This window comes from Klebsiella sp. K5-306, assembly GCF_051835185.1.
GTDB classification, from domain to species: Bacteria; Pseudomonadota; Gammaproteobacteria; order Enterobacterales; family Enterobacteriaceae; genus Klebsiella; species Klebsiella oxytoca.
Window position 1 is genome coordinate 128257 of record NZ_JAIFJY010000015.1, and the last position, 18352, is coordinate 146608.

At 56.6% G+C, this 18352-nt stretch carries 16 protein-coding genes and 2 pseudogenes; 14 read left to right on the forward strand and 4 right to left on the reverse strand.

Annotated elements, in window-relative coordinates; genetic code table 11:
- Positions 1 to 29: 29 nt before the first annotated feature.
- Positions 30 to 989 carry a L,D-transpeptidase LdtC gene (gene ldtC / locus K2184_RS21585; protein WP_004112192.1) on the reverse strand — a complete coding sequence of 320 codons (960 nt, stop codon included), beginning with the start codon at positions 987 to 989 and terminating at the stop codon, positions 30 to 32.
- 164 nt (positions 990 to 1153) lie between these two features.
- The gene (gene mfd, locus K2184_RS21590) at positions 1154 to 4600 is read right to left on the reverse strand and encodes a transcription-repair coupling factor (protein ID WP_017146119.1); all 3447 of its coding nucleotides are present in this window, start codon (positions 4598 to 4600) and stop codon (positions 1154 to 1156) included.
- Positions 4601 to 4639: 39 nt separating this feature from the next.
- Here mfd and K2184_RS21595 point away from each other — a divergent pair.
- The 7 genes and pseudogenes from K2184_RS21595 to K2184_RS21625 all read left to right on the forward strand — a co-directional run.
- Positions 4640 to 4720, forward strand: a pseudogene (locus K2184_RS21595) (hypothetical protein); the annotation flags it as partial.
- Positions 4721 to 4905: 185 nt separating this feature from the next.
- Positions 4906 to 6105, forward strand: coding sequence for a lipoprotein-releasing ABC transporter permease subunit LolC (lolC, locus tag K2184_RS21600; protein ID WP_017146117.1), 1200 nt, complete (start codon positions 4906 to 4908; stop codon positions 6103 to 6105).
- Complete coding sequence (lolD, locus tag K2184_RS21605; RefSeq protein WP_004101134.1) at positions 6098 to 6799, forward strand: lipoprotein-releasing ABC transporter ATP-binding protein LolD; 702 nt, start codon at positions 6098 to 6100, stop codon at positions 6797 to 6799. Before lolC ends, lolD begins: the two co-directional genes overlap by 8 nt.
- Entirely contained in the window at positions 6799 to 8043 is a 1245-nt protein-coding gene (gene lolE, locus K2184_RS21610; protein WP_004112196.1) for a lipoprotein-releasing ABC transporter permease subunit LolE, read from the forward strand. Before lolD ends, lolE begins: the two co-directional genes overlap by 1 nt.
- 48 nt (positions 8044 to 8091) lie before the next feature.
- Complete coding sequence (nagK, locus tag K2184_RS21615; protein ID WP_049127927.1) at positions 8092 to 9003, forward strand: N-acetylglucosamine kinase; 912 nt, start codon at positions 8092 to 8094, stop codon at positions 9001 to 9003.
- 14 nt (positions 9004 to 9017) lie between these two features.
- The gene (gene cobB / locus K2184_RS21620) at positions 9018 to 9848 is read left to right on the forward strand and encodes a Sir2 family NAD+-dependent deacetylase (protein ID WP_004101139.1); all 831 of its coding nucleotides are present in this window, start codon (positions 9018 to 9020) and stop codon (positions 9846 to 9848) included.
- A 43-nt stretch (positions 9849 to 9891) separates the two neighbouring features.
- Positions 9892 to 10203, forward strand: coding sequence for a hypothetical protein (locus tag K2184_RS21625; protein WP_163525376.1), 312 nt, complete (start codon positions 9892 to 9894; stop codon positions 10201 to 10203).
- Between the two features lie 89 nt (positions 10204 to 10292).
- On the opposite strand, the gene K2184_RS21630 is transcribed toward K2184_RS21625, so the two are convergent.
- Together K2184_RS21630 and K2184_RS21635 are read right to left on the reverse strand one after the other, a co-directional pair.
- On the reverse strand, positions 10293 to 11255 hold the full coding sequence (locus tag K2184_RS21630; RefSeq protein ID WP_004101147.1) for a sugar-binding transcriptional regulator: 963 nt from the start codon (positions 11253 to 11255) through the stop codon (positions 10293 to 10295).
- A 41-nt stretch (positions 11256 to 11296) separates the two neighbouring features.
- Positions 11297 to 12091: a triose-phosphate isomerase gene (locus K2184_RS21635; RefSeq protein WP_004112199.1), complete on the reverse strand. Its 795-nt coding sequence runs from the start codon at positions 12089 to 12091 to the stop codon at positions 11297 to 11299.
- Between the two features lie 242 nt (positions 12092 to 12333).
- On the opposite strand from K2184_RS21635, the gene pdxA reads away from it, so the two are divergent.
- From pdxA to K2184_RS21670, 7 genes and pseudogenes are all read left to right on the forward strand, one after another.
- Complete coding sequence (gene pdxA / locus K2184_RS21640; protein ID WP_049127932.1) at positions 12334 to 13341, forward strand: 4-hydroxythreonine-4-phosphate dehydrogenase PdxA; 1008 nt, start codon at positions 12334 to 12336, stop codon at positions 13339 to 13341.
- A gap of 35 nt (positions 13342 to 13376) precedes the next feature.
- Positions 13377 to 15095, forward strand: a complete 1719-nt coding sequence (locus K2184_RS21645; RefSeq protein WP_016807639.1) for a four-carbon acid sugar kinase family protein — start codon at positions 13377 to 13379, stop codon at positions 15093 to 15095.
- A gap of 92 nt (positions 15096 to 15187) precedes the next feature.
- Positions 15188 to 16207 (forward strand): 2-keto-3-deoxygluconate permease, encoded by a 1020-nt coding sequence (locus tag K2184_RS21650; protein ID WP_049128058.1) that lies wholly within the window; start codon positions 15188 to 15190, stop codon positions 16205 to 16207.
- 1 nt (position 16208) lies between these two features.
- A complete protein-coding gene (locus K2184_RS21655) occupies positions 16209 to 16583 on the forward strand; it encodes a PTS glucitol/sorbitol transporter subunit IIA (protein ID WP_032745215.1) in 375 nt (124 codons plus the stop codon).
- A gap of 28 nt (positions 16584 to 16611) precedes the next feature.
- Positions 16612 to 17070: a ribose 5-phosphate isomerase B gene (rpiB, locus tag K2184_RS21660; protein WP_004101165.1), complete on the forward strand. Its 459-nt coding sequence runs from the start codon at positions 16612 to 16614 to the stop codon at positions 17068 to 17070.
- Positions 17071 to 17100: 30 nt separating this feature from the next.
- Positions 17101 to 18051, forward strand: a complete 951-nt coding sequence (gene tal, locus K2184_RS21665) for a transaldolase (RefSeq protein ID WP_004112205.1) — start codon at positions 17101 to 17103, stop codon at positions 18049 to 18051.
- An 18-nt stretch (positions 18052 to 18069) separates the two neighbouring features.
- Positions 18070 to 18352, forward strand: a pseudogene (locus K2184_RS21670) (transketolase); the annotation flags it as partial.

Consider the following 18352-nt stretch of genomic DNA (forward strand, 5'->3'; position numbering starts at 1 on the left):
CGGTTTTTTTACGTCCGTTAGCGGATGAACTATAGCGACTGTTCGCTGGCCCGGGGGTGACGGGTCACATCAACCGGCATACCGGAGCGCAGCATCATTGCACGTTCCATCACTTCGGTATCGGTCAACTGCGCCTGTTTGAAAGCCTGCATGCTGTCAGTGAGCGTAATCGGCAGGGTCTGCGGATCGTCGTCAATATGCTTTGACAGCGGCTGGTGCACTTCTACCAGACGGGTACCGTTCGGCTCAACGGATACCTTAATGGGCGTATTGATTATCGTCACTCGGGTGCCCGGGCTAATTTCATTGTACAACGCTTTGATATCATCATCGCGCAGACGAATACAGCCGGAGCTTACGCGCATGCCGATACCGAAATCGGCGTTGGTGCCGTGTAGCAGGTAGACGCCGCCGTACGCTGCCAGACGAATGGCGTGGTGGCCCATCGGATTATCCGGCCCGGCGGGCATAACGGCAGGCAGGTCAATGCCCATCGCCTTATAGCGGGCGCGAATATTGGCCGTAGGCGTCCAGGTTGGGTTGGCGCGTTTGTCGGATACGGTGGTGACCATCGTTGGGGTGATGGTATCACCGCCGAGCTGGCCGATGCCGATAGGGTACACGGTCACTTCATTTTTGCCCGGCGGATAGTAATAGAGACGAAGTTCGGCCAGGTTAAGGACTAACCCTTCCCGCGTCGCGTCGGGCAACAGCGTTTGCAGCGGGATGGTCAGTACGCTACCGGCTCGCGGAACGTAAGGATCCACGCCGGGGTTCGCCTGAAGCAGGGCCAGAAAACCGACGTTGTACTTCTTAGCGATCGCTTCCAGCGAGCCGCCATTATTCTCGACCACGTGGAACTGGTTCTGCCCGACCAGACGGCTGCCCGGAGGCGGCAGGGGCCAGGTATTGGCGCGAGCGGGCAGCGCCAGCGCGGCGGCGATAGCCATCATCCCCAGCCAGAAAGAAAGTCGCGAAAAGCTCTTCATCACCTTAATTCCATATCAAGTAAGTGGTTATTTTTATACGAAAAGTCCCTGAGATTATGGTCGAACGAGTGTGTGGAAGTGCAGAGGGATTGCAAAATGTTTGTAAATTTTGCCGAATATGAGGGGGCCGGGATACGACGCGCGGATCGTATCCCGGGGCACCGTTAAGCGGTGGCGTTCTCTTCCAGCTGAAGCATAAACTGGCGCACCCAGTCCATCCGCGTTTTACGCTCGGCGAGGTCCTGCGTAAATTTGAGGCGCGTCGGGCCATCCAGTCGATAGTGCTGCGGCTGCTTCTGCAGCAGGCCAATCAGCCACATCGGATTAACGTTATTCTTCTCGTTAAACTCAATGGTGCCGCCTTTTTCGTTGCTCTCAAGCTTGCGGATCCCCAGCTTCTGCGCCTGCTGGCGCAGCCGGGCGATATCGAGCAGATTGCGGGCCGGATCCGGCAGCAGGCCAAAGCGATCGATAAGTTCGACTTTGATCTCCTCCAGCTCATTCTCACTCTTCGCGCTGGCAATGCGTTTGTAGAACGACAGGCGAGTATTCACATCCGGGATAAAGTCGTCTGGCAGCAGCGACGGCATCCGTAGCTCAACTTCGGTTTGCTGGCTGGTGAGATCTTCCAGCGAGGGCTCGCGCCCGGCCTTCAGCGCGTCAACGGCGTTTTCCAGTAGCTCCATATAGAGGGAGAAGCCGATGGTTTCCATAGAACCGCTCTGATCTTCGCCCAGCAGCTCGCCCGCGCCGCGAATTTCGAGGTCATGGGTCGCCAGCGCAAAGCCAGCGCCGAGATCTTCCAGCGATGCAATAGCCTCAAGGCGTTTTTGCGCATCGGGGGTCATCGCTTTCGGATGCGGCGTCAGCAGCCAGGCATAGGCCTGATGGTGCGACCGGCCAACGCGTCCGCGTAGCTGATGCAGCTGAGCCAGGCCGAAGTGATCGGCACGCTCAATAATAATGGTGTTCGCCGTGGGTATGTCGATCCCGGTTTCGATAATGGTGGTACAGACCAGCACGTTAAAACGCTGGTGATGGAAATCGTTCATCACCCGCTCGAGCTCGCGCTCGCGCATCTGTCCATGACCGATGGTAATGCGCGCTTCCGGCACCAGCTCCGCCAGCCTCTCGGCGGCTTTCTGGATGTTTTCCACGTCATTATAGAGGTAGTAAACCTGGCCGCCGCGCAGCACCTCACGCAGGATCGCCTCGCGTACCACCAGCGCGTCATATTCGCGCACGAAGGTTTTGACCGCCAGACGGCGGGCGGGCGGCGTGGCGATGATCGAAAGATCGCGCATACCGCTCATCGCCATATTCAGCGTGCGCGGAATAGGCGTCGCGGTCAGGGTCAGGATATCGACGTCGGCGCGCATTGCCTTGATGCGCTCTTTGTGACGCACGCCAAAGCGGTGCTCTTCATCAACAATCAGGAGACCGAGATCGCGCAGCTTAACGTCCGGCTGCAGCAGTTTATGGGTGCCGATAAGAATATCGATTTTTCCTTCCGCGACTTGCTCAAGGATCTGCGCCTGCTCTTTGGCGCTGCGAAAGCGCGAAAGCATCTCAATACGCACCGGCCAGTTAGCAAAGCGATCGCGGAAGTTATCGAAGTGCTGCTGGGCGAGCAGGGTGGTTGGCACCAGCACCGCCACCTGCTTATGGTTTTCGACCGCCAGGAAAGCGGCGCGCATCGCCACTTCCGTTTTGCCGAAGCCAACATCGCCGCACACCAGACGGTCCATCGCCAGAGGCTGGCACATATCGCTCAGGACGGCGTTAATAGCCTGCGCCTGGTCGGGCGTGGTCTCGAACGGGAAGCTGTCGCAAAACAGCTGATACTGCTGTTTATCATGTTTAAACGCATAGCCGGCTTTCGCCGCGCGCTGGGCATAGATATCCAGCAGCTCGGCGGCCACGTCGCGCACTTTCTCGGCCGCTTTCTGCCGCGCTCGCGCCCAGACGTCGCCGCCCAGTTTATGCAGCGGCGCATTCTCTTCCGCCCCGCCCGCATAGCGGCTAATCAGATGCAGTGAGGATACCGGGACGTACAGTTTGGCGTCGTTGGCGTAGGTCAGCATCAGGTATTCGCCATTAATGCCGCCCGCTTCAAGGGTCGTCATTCCGGCATAGCGCCCAACTCCATGCTCAAGATGCACCACCGGCTGACCGATATGCAGCTCCGCCAGGTTACGAATCAACGTATCCGGATTGATGGTGCGGCGTGAATCCTGACGACGGCGGGCAACGCGCTCGCCCAGCAGGTCGCTTTCGCAAATCAGCGCCAGGTTGCGCTGGCTATCAATAAAGCCATGCTCGGCGGCGCCGATCATCAAATAGCGGCCGTTACCCGTCGCCTCTTCAAGACGCAAAATATGCTTTGGCGCGATCTTGATGCGGGCCAGCATTTCACCGAGTGCTTCGCGGCGTCCCTCGCTCTCAACCGAGAAAATCACCGGCCCGCTAAAGGATTCGAGGAATCGGCGCAGGTTATCCAGCGGCGCTTTGTTCTGCGCCTGAATCGCCAGCTCGGGTAATTTTTGATAGCCGAGATTGGTATTAGCGGCCTTCTCCGCCAGGCGTTCGGTTTTGAGCTGCACGCGCGGCCATTTTTTCAGCTCGCTGAACAGTTCATCGCTGCGCAGCCACAGCTGCTCCGGCGGCAAAAGCGGACGCATCGGATCAACGCCGCGATTTTCAAAGCGAGCGCGGGTTTCATTCTGGAAGCGTTCGGCGCTGGCTTCGAGATCGCCGGTGTTGACGATCAGCGTTTTCGCCGGGAAATAGCTGAACAGCGGCGGCAGCGGTTCGTTAAAGAACAGAGGCTGCCAGTATTCGATCCCCGCAGGCAGCGTGCCTTTACTGACCTGCTGATAAACATGCTCGGCGTCGCGCTTAACCTCGAAGCGGTCGCGCCACTGGCTGCGAAACAGCTCGATAGCGGCCTGGTCGGTCGGAAATTCGTGCGCCGGAAGCAGGTTGATACTGGCGACTTCCTCCAGCGTTCGCTGGCTGTCGACGTCGAACAGACGCAGGCTATCGATCTCATCATCAAAAAAATCGAGACGGTAGGGCTGCTCGCTGCCCATCGGGAACAGATCAAGCAATGCGCCGCGCGTGGCGTACTCGCCGTGCTCCATGACCTGATCGACGTGACGATAGCCGGCGCTATCCAGCTGCGAGCGCAGCGCATCCCGCGACAGCCGCTGGCCTTTTTTCATCACCAGCGCGTGGCCGTGGAGGAAATTATGCGGACAGACGCGCTGCATGAGAGTGCTGACCGGGACGATCAGCACGCCGCGTTCCATGGTCGGGAGCTGGTACAGGGTGGCGAGACGTGAAGAGATAATATCCTGGTGCGGAGAGAAGCTATCGTAGGGGAGCGTTTCCCAGTCCGCCAGGCCTGCTACCATGCTGTCGGTAAACTGCCTGATTTCATCATTCAGACGCAGGGCGTTCTGCATATCGGGGGCTATCAGTACCACCGGGCCGCCGTGGCGCTCGGCCATTTCAGCCACCAGAGTGGCGCAGGCCGCGCCGGTCAGTTCGCCAAGCTGGCGCTGATCGCCGGCTTTAACCGGCAGAGAGTATCGGTATTGTTCAGGCATAGACGGTATCATGATCTCTTGAGGATTCGCTCTGCCGATATGGAGGGCAACTCGCTGATATTCAATAGTCTGATTATCAGCGATCGACCAGGATTCGCCAACCCGTATCGCAAATGTCATGTTACGGACGAAAATGTAACGAACTCCGATAAGCGTAAAGTTAAATAACGACTTATGTTTCTATGTTGTTGTTTATATTGATTTTTTACTGATTTTGCCAATAAAATCTACAGGTTTCAGTCATTTACGCTGCTCATAATCGCTTATATACTCGGACATCGGCTATCAGCAATCAGATGGATTACATGTATCAACCTGCCGCACTTTTTATCGGCCTTCGCTATATGCGCGGGCGCGCAGCCGACCGCTTCGGTCGTTTCGTCTCCTGGCTTTCCACTATTGGCATTACGCTTGGCGTGATGGCGCTGGTGACCGTTCTTTCGGTGATGAACGGCTTTGAGCGCGAGCTGCAAAACAACATCCTGGGGCTGATGCCGCAGGCCATTCTCAGCGCACAGCAGGGGTCTATAAACCCGCAAAAACTGCCGGAAAGCACAGCCAGACTACAGGGCGTCACCCGCGTGGCGCCGCTGACCACCGGCGATGTGGTGCTGCAAAGCGCCCGCAGCGTAGCGGTTGGCGTGATGCTCGGCATCGACCCGGCGCAAAAAGATCCATTGACCCCTTATCTGGTTAACGTGAAGCAGAGCGATCTGCAGGCCGGAAAATATAACGTCATCCTGGGTGAGCAGTTGGCAGGGCAGTTGGGGGTCAACCGCGGCGATCGGATCCGCGTGATGGTGCCTTCCGCCAGCCAGTTTACCCCGATGGGGCGGCTTCCCAGCCAGCGCCTGTTCAACGTGATCGGTACCTTTGCCGCCAGCAGCGAAGTCGATGGCTATCAGATGTTGACCAATATCGACGATGCTTCTCGCCTGATGCGTTACCCCCAGGGGAACATTACCGGCTGGCGTCTGTGGCTGAATCAGCCTCTGCAGGTCGACACGCTCAGCCAGCAGAAACTGCCGGAAGGCACCAAATGGCAGGACTGGCGAGAGCGAAAAGGCGAACTGTTCCAGGCCGTGCGGATGGAAAAAAATATGATGGGCCTGCTGCTGAGCCTGATTATCGCCGTGGCCGCCTTTAACATCATTACTTCTCTGGGCATGATGGTGATGGAAAAACAGGGTGAAGTGGCGATCCTGCAGACCCTCGGCCTGACGCCGCGGCAGATCATGCTGGTATTTATGGTCCAGGGGGCCAGCGCCGGGATCGTCGGTGCGCTGCTCGGCGCCGGGCTGGGCGCGCTGCTTGCCAGCCAGCTCAATAATTTGATGCCGATTATCGGCGCGTTCCTCGACGGCGCCGCGCTGCCGGTGGCTATTGAGCCGCTGCAGGTCATCGTCATTGCCCTCGTGGCCATGGCGCTGGCATTACTCTCTACGTTGTATCCTTCATGGCGCGCTGCCGCCACTCAACCCGCTGAGGCTTTACGTTATGAATAAGATCCTGCTGCAATGCGACAACCTGTGCAAACGCTATCAGGAAGGCACCGTGCAGACCGACGTGTTGCACGATGTCAGCTTCAGCATTGAAGAGGGCGAGATGATGGCGATTGTCGGTACCTCCGGTTCCGGCAAAAGTACGCTGCTGCATCTGCTGGGCGGCCTGGACACGCCAACCTCCGGTGACGTTATCTTTTCCGGCCAGCCAATGAGCCGGCTCTCCGCCGCCGCCCGCGCCGATCTGCGCAATCGCGAACTGGGCTTTATCTATCAGTTTCACCATCTGCTGCCGGATTTCACTGCCCTGGAAAACGTAGCGATGCCGCTGCTGATTGGTAAACAGAAGGCGGCGGATATCGAGCGTCAGGCGAAAGCGATGCTGCGCTCCGTTGGGCTTGAGCACCGTAGCGATCACCGTCCGTCGGAGCTCTCCGGCGGCGAGCGTCAGCGCGTCGCGATTGCTCGTGCGTTGGTTAATAAACCGCGTCTGGTGCTGGCGGACGAACCCACCGGTAACCTTGACGCCCGCAACGCCGACAGCATTTTTCAGCTGCTTGGCGAGCTGAACGTCGCCCAGCGTACCGCCTTCCTGGTGGTGACGCACGACCTCCAGCTGGCAAAACGCATGAGCCGCCAGCTGGAGATGCGCGACGGGCGCCTGACAGCCGAACTCTCCCTGATGGGGGCTGAGTAATGGCTTCTCCGTTATCGTTATTGATTGCCCTGCGCTTTAGCCGTGGACGGCGGCGCGGTGGGATGGTGTCGCTGATTTCGGTTATTTCGACGATCGGTATCGCGCTGGGCGTGGCGGTGTTGATCGTTGGCCTGAGCGCGATGAACGGCTTCGAACGCGAGCTCAATAACCGCATTCTGGCGGTGGTACCGCACGGTGAAATTGAGCCGGTAAACCAGCCGTGGAACAACTGGAACGAGGCGCTGGCGAAGGTTGAAAAGGTCAAAGGTATCGTTGCCGCGGCGCCTTATATTAACTTCACCGGGTTGGTGGAGAGCGGCAGCAACATGCGCGCAATTCAGGTGAAAGGCGTCGACCCGCAGCAGGAAAGCCGTCTCAGTTCGTTACCCAACTTTGTGCAGAACAATGCGTGGGCCAGCTTTAAAGCCGGCGAGCAGCAGGTGATCCTCGGTAAAGGCGTTGCCGATGCGCTGCACGTCAAGCAGGGCGACTGGGTGTCGATCATGATCCCTAACTCCGATGCCGAGCACCAGCTGCTGCAGCCAAAGCGCGTCAGGCTTCATGTTACCGGCATTTTGCAGCTCAGCGGCCAGCTCGATCATAGTTTTGCCATGATTCCCATGCAGGATGCGCAGCAGTACCTGGATATGGGCAGCAGCGTGACGGGGATCGCTATCAAAGTGACCGACGTGTTTCATGCCAATACGCTGGTACGCGATGCGGGCGAAGTGACCAACAGCTACGTTTACATCAAAAGCTGGATCGGTACCTACGGCTATATGTACCGGGATATTCAGATGATTCGCGCCATTATGTATCTGGCGATGGTGCTGGTGATTGGCGTGGCCTGCTTTAACATCGTCTCGACCCTGGTGATGGCGGTGAAAGATAAAAGCGGCGATATTGCGGTGCTGCGCACGCTTGGCGCAAAAGACGGGCTGATCCGCGCGATTTTCGTATGGTATGGTTTACTTGCCGGTTCGGTAGGTAGCCTGATTGGCGTGGCTATTGGCGTTATCTGCGCATTTAAGCTGACCGCAATCATTAACGGTATTGAGGATCTGATCGGGCATAAATTCCTCTCCGGCGACATCTATTTTATTGACTTCCTGCCGTCTGAACTGCACTGGCTGGACGTCGTTTACGTGCTGGTGACGGCACTGTTGCTGAGTTTGCTGGCCAGCTGGTATCCCGCCCGCCGCGCCAGCCGCATTGACCCGGCGAGGGTGCTGAGTGGCCAGTAATTTATCGTCATGGTCGGCGTTGCCGATCGGTAAAGAGGAATGGCTGAAATGTACTATGGATTTGACATTGGCGGCAGCAAAATAGCGCTGGGCGTATTTGATAACGCGCGGCGGCTGCAGTGGGAAAAACGCGTCGCCACGCCAAAAGAGAGCTATGAAGATTTTTTGCAAGCGGTAGAAGCGCTGGTGGCGGAGGCCGACCAGCGCTTCGGCTGTCAGGGTTCGGTGGGCATCGGTATTCCCGGCATGCCGGAGACGGAAGACGGTACGCTCTATGCCGCCAACGTCCCTGCCGCCAGCGGCAGACGGCTGCGGGCCGATCTGAGCAAGCGGCTGGGGCGCGATGTGCGGCTTGATAACGATGCCAACTGTTTTGCCCTCTCCGAAGCGTGGGACGACGAATTTACCCAATACCCGCTGGTGATGGGGATGATCCTCGGCACCGGCGTTGGCGGCGGGCTGGTGCTCAACGGTAAATCGATTACCGGGCATCGCTATATAACCGGCGAATTCGGCCATATCCGCCTGCCGGTGGATGCGCTGGAAGTCGTAGGGCGCGATTTCCCGCTTACGCGCTGCGGCTGCGGCCAACTGGGCTGCATTGAAAACTACCTTTCCGGACGCGGCTTTGCCTGGCTGTACCACCATTTTTACCAACAATCCTTAACCTCACCCGAGATCGTCGCGCTCTGGCAGCAGGGCGACGCGAAGGCGCGCGAGCACGTTGAGCGCTATCTCGATCTGCTGGCGGTGTGCCTGGGCAATATTTTAACGATTGTCGACCCGGATCTGCTGGTGTTGGGCGGGGGATTGTCTAACTTTACAGCAATAACCGAAGGGCTGGCGCAGCGCCTGCCGCGACATCTGCTCCCCGTTGCCAGCGTGCCGCGCATCGAACGCGCGCGTCATGGCGATGCGGGAGGTATGCGCGGTGCGGCCTTCCTTCATCTGACTCATTAACGACAGAGGTAGCTATGCAGTCGCGCCGCTTACATCGATTAAGCCGATTTCGCCGCAATAAGCGTCGGTTACGAGACCGTCTGCGTCAGCGGATTTTCTTCGGCGAAGATAAGGAGACACCTGAAACGATGGAAAAACCAAGAGTCGTGGTGCTAACCGGCGCGGGTATTTCGGCGGAGTCGGGAATTAAAACCTTCCGCGCCGCCGACGGCCTGTGGGAGGAGCATCGGGTAGAAGACGTCGCAACGCCGGAAGGGTTCGCCCGCGACCCGGCGCTGGTGCAGGCGTTTTACAACGATCGCCGTCGTCAGCTGCAAAGCCCGGACATTGCGCCCAATGCGGCGCATCAGGCGCTGGCGCGGCTGGAAGAGAGACTGGGTGACCATTTTCTACTGGTGACCCAGAATATCGATAATCTGCACGAGCGCGCGGGCAACCGTCGGGTGATCCATATGCACGGCGAGCTGCTGAAGGTGCGCTGTTCGTGGAGCGGCCAGGTGGTGGCGTGGACCGGTGATGTGACGACGGAAGATAAGTGTCACTGCTGCCAGTTTCCCGCGCCGCTGCGCCCGCACGTGGTGTGGTTCGGCGAGATGCCGCTGGATATGGATGAAATCTACCTGGCGCTGGCGGAGGCGGATATCTTTATCGCCATCGGTACTTCCGGGCACGTTTATCCGGCGGCAGGGTTTGTCCATGAAGCGCGGCTGCAGGGCGCCCACACGGTTGAACTAAATCTCGAACCAAGCCAGGTAGGCAGCGAATTTGCCGAGAAACACTATGGCCCGGCAAGCGAAGAAGTGCCGCGCTTTGTGGAAAAGCTGCTGAAACAGCTGGCCGGGTAGACGCAACCTCACCAATACCGCGTTACGGAAAACAGGAGTGGCTATGGATAGCCCATTAGCACTATCTGCTGCGATATTTTTGGCCGCAGTGGGGGTTGGTCTGTGGAGTCAGTATGGCCTGCCTCGTCTTTCTGATAGCAGAAATATTCTGTTCATCCTCTCTCTTATTCTCGGCGTCGTATCCGCGGCTTCCTGCCTGTTTCATCTGCTGTATCTGCTGATTGAGGGCCAGAGCGCGCAGGGCGATTCGGCGTGGTTCGGGCCGCTTATCGTGCTGGGCGCGTTGTGGAAGCCGCTGAATGATATTGCGGGCAAGCTTGATGCTGTCTTAACGAAAAATCAGGGCAAGAAATAATCCCGGCTTTTGCCACCGCCCGGAAAAAGCGTACGGCAATCGCCTGGGCAGGCCGCTCATGAAATTCAGGACGCCTCGGCGCCCTTTATTCATAGCGCCTTCTGCATATTGATCACCGCCCGGGCATTAGATGCGCTGGTGGCCAGCACATCAATTACGCCGGTGCGCAGCGCGCCGAGGATCGCCGTTGCCTTGGTGCTTTCCGAAGCAATGGCGATCACGCACGGGATGGCGCGAAGCTGTTCAAGGCTCAGGCCGATAACCCGATCGTTCATCACCGTATCAACCGGTTTACCCTGAATATTGAAAAAACTATAGCCAGCGAGATCGCCCACTACGCCCTGTTCCTGGCGCGCGGTCGCAATTTCCTGTGGGGAGAACCAGCCGAGCTGCACCATAAAGCTATTTTCGTTCATATCGCCAAGGCCAATGATGGCTACATCCGCCTTGCTTGCCTGTTCGAGCGTGGCTTTAATCAGCCGGTTTTGCATAAACGCTGAGCGCAGTTCCGGCGTTTCGACATAGGCCGGGGCGTACAGCGTTTCGCTAAAACCGTTGAATTTACGCGCCAGGTTTCGACTGATGTGATCGGCATCGATCAGCTGGTTGTCGCGCTTGGTGCCGCCGATACCGCAAATAAAGCGACAGTTGCGCTCTGGAAAGATCCCCACGTGGTTGGCCACGGCGGCGACGTTGCGACCCTGCCCGACGGTCACGGTCATATCGCTTTTGAGGATCCCGGCGAGATAGTTGCTGACCAGCGCCGCGACCTGCTGGCGCTGTTCATCCTCGTCGTGATGGTCCAGGGCGATAAGCGCGCGCTTGATGCCGAAATGGGAGATAAACTGCTGCTCAATCTGGGAGCTGAAGACCGGGTGGTATTTCACGCTGATCTCGACAATCCCTTCGTGGCGAGCTTTTTTCAGCAACCGACCGACCTTAATGCGTGAGATCCCAAAGCGTTTTGCAATCTCTTCCTGGGTTTGCTCCTGATCGTAATAGGCCACGGCAATTTCTGTCAGCAGCGCATAATCTGAGTCTTGTTCAGTCATAGTTATCGCCTGGTGTTTCCATCTTTGATGTCTCCCTAATACTACTGCGCCTGAAGAATAAATTCCTCTGTAACGCGTTGAACAATGTCGCAATAGCCGTTGGCATCCCATGCCGCGCGGCCAATAAACAGTCCGTTAATGTCATCCTGCTGAAGCAGTTCTACGGCATTTTGCCGATTGACGCTACCGCCGTACAGCAGGGGAATGCGCCGTCCGATTTCTTCGCCGAAGGTCTCGCATAACGCCTGACGCAGCGCCCGGTGGATCTCTGCGGCCTGCTCCGGCGTCGCCGGCGTGCCGTGTTCGCCGATAGCCCATATGGGCTCATAGGCAACCAGAGTGTGTAAAACCTGCTGTTCATTCAGGCCATAAAGCGCGATTTTCATCTGCCGCACTACCGTTTCCCGTGAGACCTGCCAGCGTTTTTCATCGGCGCTGTCGCCGATACAGATCAGAGGTCGAAGGCCGTGACGCAGGGCGCGATGCACTTTTTGGTTAATGGCGGCGTCGGATTCATTGAACGCGCCGCGACGCTCGGAGTGACCAAGCTCGACCAGGGAGGCGCCGGTTTCAGCCAGCATGGCGGCGGAAATTTCACCGGTCCAGGCGCCGTTTTCCGCTTCATGCATATTCTGCGCGCCGGTCAGGCAGGGGATCTGATGCTGCTGTAGATACTGGCTGACGGGATAAATGGCGGTGAAAGGGGGAATAATAAACGGCTGGATTTTCGGATGCCTCACCTGCGGTAACCGCTGCGCCAGCGTTTCACAAAAGGCCATGGCTTGCGATAACGGTTTATTCATTTTCCAGCTGGTTCCTAACCAGATTTGTTCCATCTTGTTCTCCATAATAGGTAAATCAATAGCTTGTCGTGAAATGGCTTTCGCTTATGAGAGAGATTGAACTTTTTATCACCCAATGAACATATGTTAGATCACATTTTTTTATAAAATAAATCTATGGATTTTTTTATGTGATCTAAATCACCAATAACCTCTCAATCATCAGGTAATGTTTTGAGCATATGATTCACTATTGAACATATGAACAAACCGAACTTCACTACGAGAGGTCCACGATGTCACAAGAGAAAAAGCCCGTTGTCGCACTTACCATTGGCGATCCTGCCGGGATTGGTCCGGAGATTTCAGTCGCGACGATGATGGAGAAAAGCGTCTACGACGAGTGCAAACCTTTTTTGATTGGCTCAGCGCCGATTATCGCCAGAGCAATGAAAATCATGGGCTGTGATTTTCCGATTAACAAAATTAGCCATCCGCAGGAAGCTCGCTTCAGCTGGGGTACGGTGGACGTGCTGGAAACCGGTGAGTATGACTGCGAGAGCATTGAATGGGGCAAAGTGCAGAAGCTGGCGGGGCAGATGTCGCTGGACTATGTGCTGAAATCTATCGAACTGGGGAAAGCCGGCCTGATCGATGTGGTCTCTACCGCGCCGATTCATAAAGAAGCAATCAAGCTGGCGGGGTGTAAACTGCCGGGTCATACCGAGATCTATCAGGTTGAAACGCAATCCGATTATGGCCTGACCATGTTCCACGTTCATAACCTACGGGTCTTCTTCGTGAGCCGTCATATGGCGCTTAAAGACGCCTGCGATTACGCCAATAAAGAGCGCGTTCTGGCCTGCGTGCAGCAGATCCACCATGAGTTTACCGCGCTGAATATCAAAAATCCGCGCATTGCGGTAGCCGCGCTGAATCCGCATGGTTCAGACAACGGCCTGTTTGGCCACGAAGAAGCCGATAACCTCATCCCGGCAGTCAAAGCGGCGCAGGAAATGGGGATTAACGCCATCGGCCCGGTGCCGGCAGATTCCGTCTTCCATCTGGGTAAACAGGGGCGCTATGACGCCATCCTCTCGCTTTACCACGATCAGGGGCATATCGCCTGTAAAACCCTCGATTTTGAGCGTTCCGTGACCATTACCTTTGGCCTGCCGTTTATGCGTAGCTCGGTAGACCACGGCACGGCGTTTGATATTGCCGGCACCGGTAAAGCGGGCACCGTCAGTATGCTGGAGTCCACAATGGCCGCGGTGAGCTACTGGAAAATGAAAAACCACTAATCGCTGAGGTTAATGCGAAGCAAAAGGGCAGAGAAATGGAAAAACATCTGTTAATTAGCAAAGGCTGTAAGGGCTGGGGCGGGCCGCTGACCATTAATATTAGCCAGGCGAAAAAGATTGCTTATATCACCGGGGGGATTTGTCCCCCGGTTGTTGAGCGCCTGAGCGAACTGACCGGCTGGCCTTCCGTCGACGTATTTAAAAACGGCGAGCCGCCGGAAGAGGAGATCGGTCTGATGGTTATCGACTGCGGCGGCACGCTACGCTGCGGTCTCTATCCCAAACGCGGTATTCCGACGATTAACCTCCATCCCACCGGTAAAAGTGGTCCGCTGGCGGAGTTTATTCATGAAGGGATCTACGTCTCCGGCGTGACGCCCGCCTGTATTGAAATGATCTGGCCGCAGGGGGAAGGCGGTAAGCTGGGGATCGTGGCCGACGATCTGACCGGTGCGACCACCGTCGGGGTGCTGCTGGCGCGTAGCGGGTTAAAAACCGCCGCGTTCTTCGATACTGAATCCTTCGCCCGCAATGAGGTGGAGTATCCGGCGATGGTCGTCAGCAGCGACAGCCGTCCTTTGCCGAAAGCGGAAGCCCAGCAGCAGGTCAGCGCCGCGGTGAAGCAGCTGCAGGCGCGCGGCGCGCACTACTTTACCAAGCGTATTGATACCACGCTGCGCGGCGGCATCGGCTTTGAAATTGATGCCATGCTGGAACAATTGCCGCTGGAAACGGTTGCCGTCGTCGTGCCGGCGATGCCGCAGTCGCGGCGAATTCTGGTTGGCGGCTATTCGGTAATTGACTCCGTCGCGCTTTCGCGAACCGATGTCGCACGCGATGTGCGTACTCCGGTTACCGAATCCTGGGTGCCGGGATTGCTGGCGGCGCAGACCCATCATCAGGTCGGGCATATCGCGCTGGCGTCGGTAATGAAAGGCGAGGAGCAACTGCAGCGGGATCTCCAGGAACAGCAGCAGCGCGGCGTGCGGGTGATCGTCGTCGATGCGATTACCGTTGACGATGTCGATGCGATTGCCGGGGCGGTGGTGGCGCTGAACTGGAACGTGCTGGCGGTCGACCCGGGGCCTTTTACCGAGCGGCTTGCGGTCCGTCGTGGCCTGATGCGGGAAGCGCGCAGCAGCGCAACAGCGTCGTCAGGGGCGGAAAACCCGCGCGGTTCGATTCTGGTGGTTGCCGGTAGCGCCACGCCGGTGACCAAAAAGCAGCTTCAGTACCTGATCGCTAATGATGAAAGAGTGTGTCACATCCCTGTTGATGCCGAACTGCTGGTTGACAGGAAAAACGCCGCTGAAATCGAAGTGAATCGCGTGGTGCAGCATGCCCGGCAGTGCGTGCCGGCGCAGCAGAACGCTATCTTCGTTTTTGAATCCGCGTTAACCGGGCGGCTGCTGAATCTTCAGGAAGAAGAGCAGCGCTTTGGGCTGGTCCACGGACAGGCTGCGGAAAATATTAACCAGGGACTGGGGAATATTGTTCGTGAAGTGCTTAACTGCGCAGCCGGAGAAATTAAAGGCCTGTATATGACCGGCGGCGATACGATGGTGAATGTTCTTAAAGAGCTTGGCGCGACCGGGATTGAAATGATCGACTACGTGATACCGCAAACCGATATGGTGCGTATTATCGGCGGCGATTATGCGGGGTTGATTTGCGTCGGCAAAGGCGGTTTAACCGGACCAGAAGATATTATTAGTACAATTGTTGAAAGAATTTATAAAGAAGCGCAGCTATAACCCACAGGTCATATAAATAAAAAGCGACGTAATGGTCGTCCGGGTAGTATTGCGTCGTTATCTCTGTTGAATCATAATTTATGAGTTACCCTATGAACATAAATATATTAGAGAAGATGAATAAGGTGCCAGGCGGTTTAATTATTATTCCGTTGCTCGTGGCGATTCTTATTAATACCTTTGCTCCAGAAGTCCTGGGCATCGGCGGCCCGACGACCGCATTATTCAAAGTCGGTTCCAGCGCAATGATGGGGATTTTTCTGCTGATTTGTGGTACCTCGATCAATATCCGCCAGGCCGGCCTGCCGCTCTATAAAGGCGCGGTGCTGTTGTTGCTGAAATGCCTCGCCGGCGCGCTGGCCGTATGGGTGGCCGGGGCGATGTTTGGCCCCAACGGTTTCCTCGGTATTTCGACCCTGGCGCTGATTGCCTGTTTAACCAGCTCCAACAGCTCGCTATATATCGCGCTGTGCAGCAACTACGGCGATGCCAGCGATGCCGGGGCGATCTCCGTCTTCTGCGTCAAGGATGGGCCCTTTGTTACCATGATGGTGCTGGGGGTCAGCGGCCTGGCCAATATTCCTTTCGCCGCGCTGCTATCGATGCTTATCCCGCTGCTGATTGGTATGCTGTGGGGCAACCTTGATGAGCGTTTCAAACAGCTGTGCGCCGCCGCTCAGCCGCTGATTATCATTATTATGTCGTTTGCCATCGGCGCCAATTCCAGCATTAACACGGTCTTTACCGCCGGACTGTCCGGGATCCTGCTTGGCATTATCTCTGCGCTAACCGGCATTGTGTTCTATTTTATCTACAACCTGTTCCTGAAGAAGAAAACCGCGCTGGGCGCCGCGCTGGGGACAACCGCCGCCAGCTCTGCGCTGACGCCGGCAATGGTGGCTCAGGCCGATCCCTCGCTGGCGATGTACGTGGATGCCGCGACCGCGCAGCTGGCGACGGCGAGCATCATCACCATGATTACCGCGCCGATACTGGTGGCCTGGTTTGATAAGCGTCTGAAAAAGCGCGCGCCGAGGATTGAACCGGTAAAAGAAGAAACCAGTGAAGAGAAAGTGACGTTATCTTCGCCTGCCACCAAAGGGAACAAATAATATGACTGCGCCGTTGTATTCATTACTTATCACGGCTGTCGGGAAATATGTCAAAGACTATCTACAGGAGCATCAGCTGATTTTATTTTCTGAATCCGTTCCTGACGATATTGCGATGTATTGCGCCGTACATCAGAGCAGTGAGCTGACAGCTGAATTGGCACCCGGGCAGATAATGAAAATAAATGAGACTATTTATCGAGTCACGGCGGTAGGTGGTGTTGCAACGGCAAATTTAAAACAGCTTGGCCATATCACTTTAAAATTTGATGGCGCTGCCACCGCTGAATTACCGGGGATGGTGCATCTCAATGGTGACGTCCCCCAGAATATTCAGTGTGGCGACCAAATCTTTTTCTATCCGGAACTAAATTAAGACGTACAGCTAAATTAAGGAAATTATCATGAAAACAATCGCTATTGGTGCGGATGATGCCGCCTATGCTTTTCGCGACGCTATCGTCGCTTATCTGAATGGGCAGGGAATTAAGGTCGCGGATTACAGCAGCGATAAACGCCAGGGCAGCATGGTCTACCCGGATGTTGCCCACGCGGTGGCAATGTCAATAAAGCAGGGCGAGCACGATCGCGGCATCCTGATTTGCGGCACCGGTATTGGAATGAGCATTGTGGCGAATAAAGTGCCGGGGATACGAGCCGCCCAATGCCACGATACTTTCTCCGCCGAGCGGGCGCGCAAAAGTAATAACGCGCAGATTATCACTCTTGGCGCGCGCGTGATTGGCCCGGAGCTGGGCAAAAAAATTATTCAGGCCTGGCTTGAATCCGAATATGAAGGCGGCGGCTCCGCGTCAAAAGTGGAGCGTATCGACTATTACGAACACCAGCATGCCAGAGATTAATATCCGCAGTCGTAATATAAGGAACAGACTATGAGCCAGTTAGACGAACTGAAAAAATACACCACGGTGGTTGCCGACACCGGCGATATCGAATCGATTAAAAAATTTGCCCCGCAGGATGCGACTACCAACCCTTCACTGGTGCTGAAGGCCGCGCAGCTCCCGCAGTATCAGGCACTCATTGCCGACGCCATCGGCAAGGCGCGTCGGCAGGGCGGCAGCCCGGAAACGCAGCTGATAAACGCCTGCGATCAGGTGGCGGTGGATATCGGTACCGAGGTGCTGCGTCATGTGCCCGGGCGTATTTCTACCGAAGTCGATGCCCGTTTTGCCTGGGATCGCGGGATGTGCGTGTCGAAGGCGCGCAAGCTTATTCAGATGTATGAAAAGAACGGCGTCGGGCCGGAACGCATCCTCATCAAACTTGCCGCCACCTGGGAGGGGATTCGCGCCGCAGAGGAGCTGGAACAAAGCGGTATCAACTGTAACCTGACCCTGCTGTTCTCCTTTGCCCAGGCGCGGGCCTGCGCCGAAGCCGGCGTCTTTTTAATCTCGCCGTTCGTAGGGCGTATTTACGACTGGTATCAGAAAAACCAACCGCAGTCGGAGTATCAGGTCGACAGCGATCCGGGCGTGGTTTCCGTGCGCCAGATTTATCAGTACTACAAATCGCACGGCTACGACACCGTGGTGATGGGGGCCAGCTTCCGCCGTATCGAGCAGATCCAGGCGCTGGCAGGTTGCGATCGCCTGACTATCTCCCCGGCGCTGCTTGATGAACTGGCCGCCAGTGAAGGGACGCTGAGTCGCCAGCTGGCGCCCGGCTGCGTGACGGAAACCCGCCCCAGCCCGATGACTCAGGCGGAGTTCCTCTGGCAACATCATCAGGATCCGATGGCGGTGGAAAAACTGGCGGAAGGTATCCGCCTGTTCGCGGTCGATCAGGTCAAACTGGAAAATCAGATTCAGCAGATGCTGTAAGGGCAGGAAAAGAGACTTATGAATACCACAAAAACCACCCGCAGCCTGTGCGCCAACGCGCTGCGAGCCCTGAGCATGGACGCAGTACAGAAAGCCAAATCCGGCCACCCGGGTGCCCCGATGGGTATGGCTGACATTGCCGAAGTCCTGTGGCGTGATTTCCTGAACCATAACCCGCAGAACCCGTCCTGGGCCGATCGCGACCGCTTCGTGCTGTCCAACGGTCACGGCTCGATGCTGATCTACAGCCTGCTGCACCTCACCGGCTACGATCTGCCAATCGAAGAGCTGAAGAACTTCC

What these genes read in the sequence shown, in the direction of transcription:
- ldtC (WP_004112192.1), bottom strand. Translation starts at nt 989, where the DNA reads ATGAAGAGCTTTTCGCGACTTTCTTTCTGGCTGGGGATGATGGCTATC.
- mfd (WP_017146119.1), bottom strand. Translation starts at nt 4,600, where the DNA reads ATGCCTGAACAATACCGATACTCTCTGCCGGTTAAAGCCGGCGATCAG.
- lolC (WP_017146117.1), top strand. Translation starts at nt 4,906, where the DNA reads ATGTATCAACCTGCCGCACTTTTTATCGGCCTTCGCTATATGCGCGGG.
- lolD (WP_004101134.1), top strand. Translation starts at nt 6,098, where the DNA reads ATGAATAAGATCCTGCTGCAATGCGACAACCTGTGCAAACGCTATCAG.
- lolE (WP_004112196.1), top strand. Translation starts at nt 6,799, where the DNA reads ATGGCTTCTCCGTTATCGTTATTGATTGCCCTGCGCTTTAGCCGTGGA.
- nagK (WP_049127927.1), top strand. Translation starts at nt 8,092, where the DNA reads ATGTACTATGGATTTGACATTGGCGGCAGCAAAATAGCGCTGGGCGTA.
- cobB (WP_004101139.1), top strand. Translation starts at nt 9,018, where the DNA reads ATGCAGTCGCGCCGCTTACATCGATTAAGCCGATTTCGCCGCAATAAG.
- K2184_RS21625 (WP_163525376.1), top strand. Translation starts at nt 9,892, where the DNA reads ATGGATAGCCCATTAGCACTATCTGCTGCGATATTTTTGGCCGCAGTG.
- K2184_RS21630 (WP_004101147.1), bottom strand. Translation starts at nt 11,255, where the DNA reads ATGACTGAACAAGACTCAGATTATGCGCTGCTGACAGAAATTGCCGTG.
- K2184_RS21635 (WP_004112199.1), bottom strand. Translation starts at nt 12,091, where the DNA reads ATGGAACAAATCTGGTTAGGAACCAGCTGGAAAATGAATAAACCGTTA.
- pdxA (WP_049127932.1), top strand. Translation starts at nt 12,334, where the DNA reads ATGTCACAAGAGAAAAAGCCCGTTGTCGCACTTACCATTGGCGATCCT.
- K2184_RS21645 (WP_016807639.1), top strand. Translation starts at nt 13,377, where the DNA reads ATGGAAAAACATCTGTTAATTAGCAAAGGCTGTAAGGGCTGGGGCGGG.
- K2184_RS21650 (WP_049128058.1), top strand. Translation starts at nt 15,188, where the DNA reads ATGAACATAAATATATTAGAGAAGATGAATAAGGTGCCAGGCGGTTTA.
- K2184_RS21655 (WP_032745215.1), top strand. Translation starts at nt 16,209, where the DNA reads ATGACTGCGCCGTTGTATTCATTACTTATCACGGCTGTCGGGAAATAT.
- rpiB (WP_004101165.1), top strand. Translation starts at nt 16,612, where the DNA reads ATGAAAACAATCGCTATTGGTGCGGATGATGCCGCCTATGCTTTTCGC.
- tal (WP_004112205.1), top strand. Translation starts at nt 17,101, where the DNA reads ATGAGCCAGTTAGACGAACTGAAAAAATACACCACGGTGGTTGCCGAC.